3 protein-coding genes are annotated in these 2,755 nt (G+C 33.6%); all 3 read right to left on the bottom strand.

Features of this window, described 5'->3' with window-relative positions:
• Positions 1 to 391: 391 nt before the first annotated feature.
• Entirely contained in the window at positions 392 to 1,366 is a 975-nt protein-coding gene (locus tag MUW74_RS02780; RefSeq protein ID WP_243518784.1) for an IS110 family transposase, read from the bottom strand.
• Between the two features lie 278 nt (positions 1,367 to 1,644).
• Entirely contained in the window at positions 1,645 to 2,349 is a 705-nt protein-coding gene (locus MUW74_RS02785) for a DUF4292 domain-containing protein (protein ID WP_243553055.1), read from the bottom strand.
• A gap of 62 nt (positions 2,350 to 2,411) precedes the next feature.
• The coding region (locus MUW74_RS02790) for an ankyrin repeat domain-containing protein (protein WP_243518789.1) at positions 2,412 to 2,755 on the bottom strand (344 nt) is incomplete at its 5' end.

Genomic DNA, 2,755 nt, shown 5'->3' on the forward strand with positions numbered 1-2,755 from the left:
AGAAAAAAATAAGATGAAAATACTTATAATCAAATAAAAAAAATAAAAATTAATGTATCTGTTCCTGACACTGTTAAAAAATGAATTTTTTAAAGCTACTTTTTGCTTGATCAAAAAGTAGCCAAAAAATCAAGCGCTGATGAAAAAAGTGCGCGTTTTTTTCCTAGCATAAACCATAGTGGTGAACGAACTATGTTAATAAGCAAATTTTTTTAGAAAAATATTTCGTTTTTAAGGTCTATTTTAATTGAGATGTGGATTTATGGATAACTTTATCAAGTTAACCATAAGTCCACCTCATAACTATTATACTTATAATTTATATTGATAATCAAATAATAGATTTATAATCTGTTCATTTATGGCCTATCCTATTTTGTTTCTGACCAGACTAAGCATTAGCCTTGAGTTTAGATAGATGTCCATCTAGATAAAAAGTATGGTCTCTCATAATAGCAAATACCTGTCTAATAAGTTTATTAGCTACAGCAATCAGAGCCACTTTACCAGGTTTCCCTCTTTCTTTTAACCTTTCATAAAAGTCTTTACAGGCCTTATTAAAGCGTATAGCTGACCAAGAAGCTATATAGAGCAAAGAACGCAATTGCGGGTTCCCATGACGATTAATATTCCCTTTTTTTCTTACTGATGAGCCTGAATATTCATAAGTAGGCGCTAGACAAACGTATTTAGAGAACTGCTTAGCACTTTCAAAATGGTGACCGCCAGCAGTGGCAACGATAAGCTCCATAGTGGTTCTATCCCCAATCCCTTTAATAGAACTGATCTGTGCGTAGAGTTCCTTACACCGTTCCTGTGTCATAGAAAGCATTTCTTGCTCTAATACTGCTATTTGTTCTTCCAAATAGGATATATTTTGTTTGACCATAGTCAAAGATACAGTGTCTGGTTTAGGTAACACACTAAAAGACTCTAGAAAGTTATAACACATTGTCAGTTGTTTCTTAAACTGAGCAAAAAGTGTTTTTTGTTGCTTTAAGGCTTGGATACTGGCTACAGGCATTTTGTAGGGTTTAGGCGACATCTTTGATCCATACAAAGAAATAAGTTTTGCATCTACCTTATCAGTTTTCGTTATATAGTGCACTACCTTAGAAAAGTGTTTGATTTGCTTAGGGTTAAACACTGAAACAGATAACCCAGCTTCTAAAAGCATTTCTACTAATAAACAACCATAGTTACCAGTCGCCTCTAAAACAAAGTGATCTAAGCATTTATTAAGTTTAGACAAAAAGATTGAAATGCCATTTCGATTGTTATTATATGTAGCTGTAGTATACCCTGCACCTTTAGGGAAAGCAGCTACAAAACTACTTTTTGCTATATCGATGACTATGTATTTCATATTATTAGATGTTTCTATTAAATTGATTCATCTTATCAACTATCGTCGCATACACGGGCTGTAATGCCAAGCGAACTATTCAGTTTTAAAGATGAAAAGAGCTGGGGGGTGAACGTTCACCACGGTATCTAGTACCAAGGAAACAGCGACCTTTTTCCAGCTCTTTAATTACATAATCTTAATTAATATAAACGTACGACGGTAACAAAGATAGTAGTATACTACTAAGATATAAGGGAAATAAAAACGAAAGATGTTCAAGAAATAGAGAAAATATTTCATTTATGATGATAATACCTCGGTATGGTCAATTTACTATTTAGCTTTTTGAGCTGCTTAAAGTGGAATTTGTGCAATATGATATTCCCTGTATAGCATGCTTCTTTATACTTTAAAGAAAAAAGCATGCCAATGCCAGACAAATAAAGCTTATCTTCTGCGATTTTGTGTTGGTATAAAAATTTAAGCTGGTTGCCCTTTTTTTTCTCCATTAATTGAAGTCCCCTGATTTTATTAGTAAGTCTATCATAGATATAGGTTACACTGGAAGATAGCGCATCTGGTATCAGTTTTCGCTTATCCTTACTTGCATTACAAACGGTACCTAAAAGTAAGGATTGTATAAATAAGTAATTACCATCGAAGTTATAATGTTGCTTAATGCGGCTATAGTCCCATTCATGCACGACACGATTTAATCGATCCAAAAGTGTTATACCTTTTTGATCGATAACACCACCTATTATTTCTATACCTAACGCTCCCTTTACAATAAAATGAATCTCTTGATCGTATGCTACAAAACAAACTAGACGATAGCGGAAAGTTTGATTTAAATGTTTGAAGATTAAAGCAGCATTGATAGAAAAATAAGCAGGAAAAGTAGTAGGCAAAACGGATAAATCAAAAGACGGTTGATCAGCCTTCTGCATACCACAACCAGAAAACAAATAAGAAAAGATCCAAAAAATGTATCTGTTCACAGCATTAGCCAATAATATATTGTCAGATTAGGCATATTAGCAAATAATTAGGTATTTCAATTTTAAATAGGACTCATGTAACGTGCTATATGTAAAAAGAGCCTTCCAAGGTCATTTTTTGCATGTATATCAGCACCGTGTTCTACTAAATATTGAATGATTTCCATACACCCAAAGCAAGCTGCCATATGCAAAGGAGTATCTCCATCAAAATTTTTTGCATTTACATCGGCACCGTGTTCTACTAAACATTTAACTGTTGGAAGAGACCTATTGAAGGCTGCCTTATGTAAAGGAGTCCCCGTAAAATCCATACCCCGAAAAAGATTTATACCAGGCAAAAGCCTATCACTGCCTTCATTTATATCGGCACCGTGTTCTACTAAATATTGAATGATTTCCATAC

Origin of the sequence: Candidatus Cardinium sp. cBcalN2 (assembly GCF_022810445.1) — a bacterium.
In the GTDB taxonomy this organism is placed as follows: Bacteria; Bacteroidota; Bacteroidia; order Cytophagales; family Amoebophilaceae; genus Cardinium.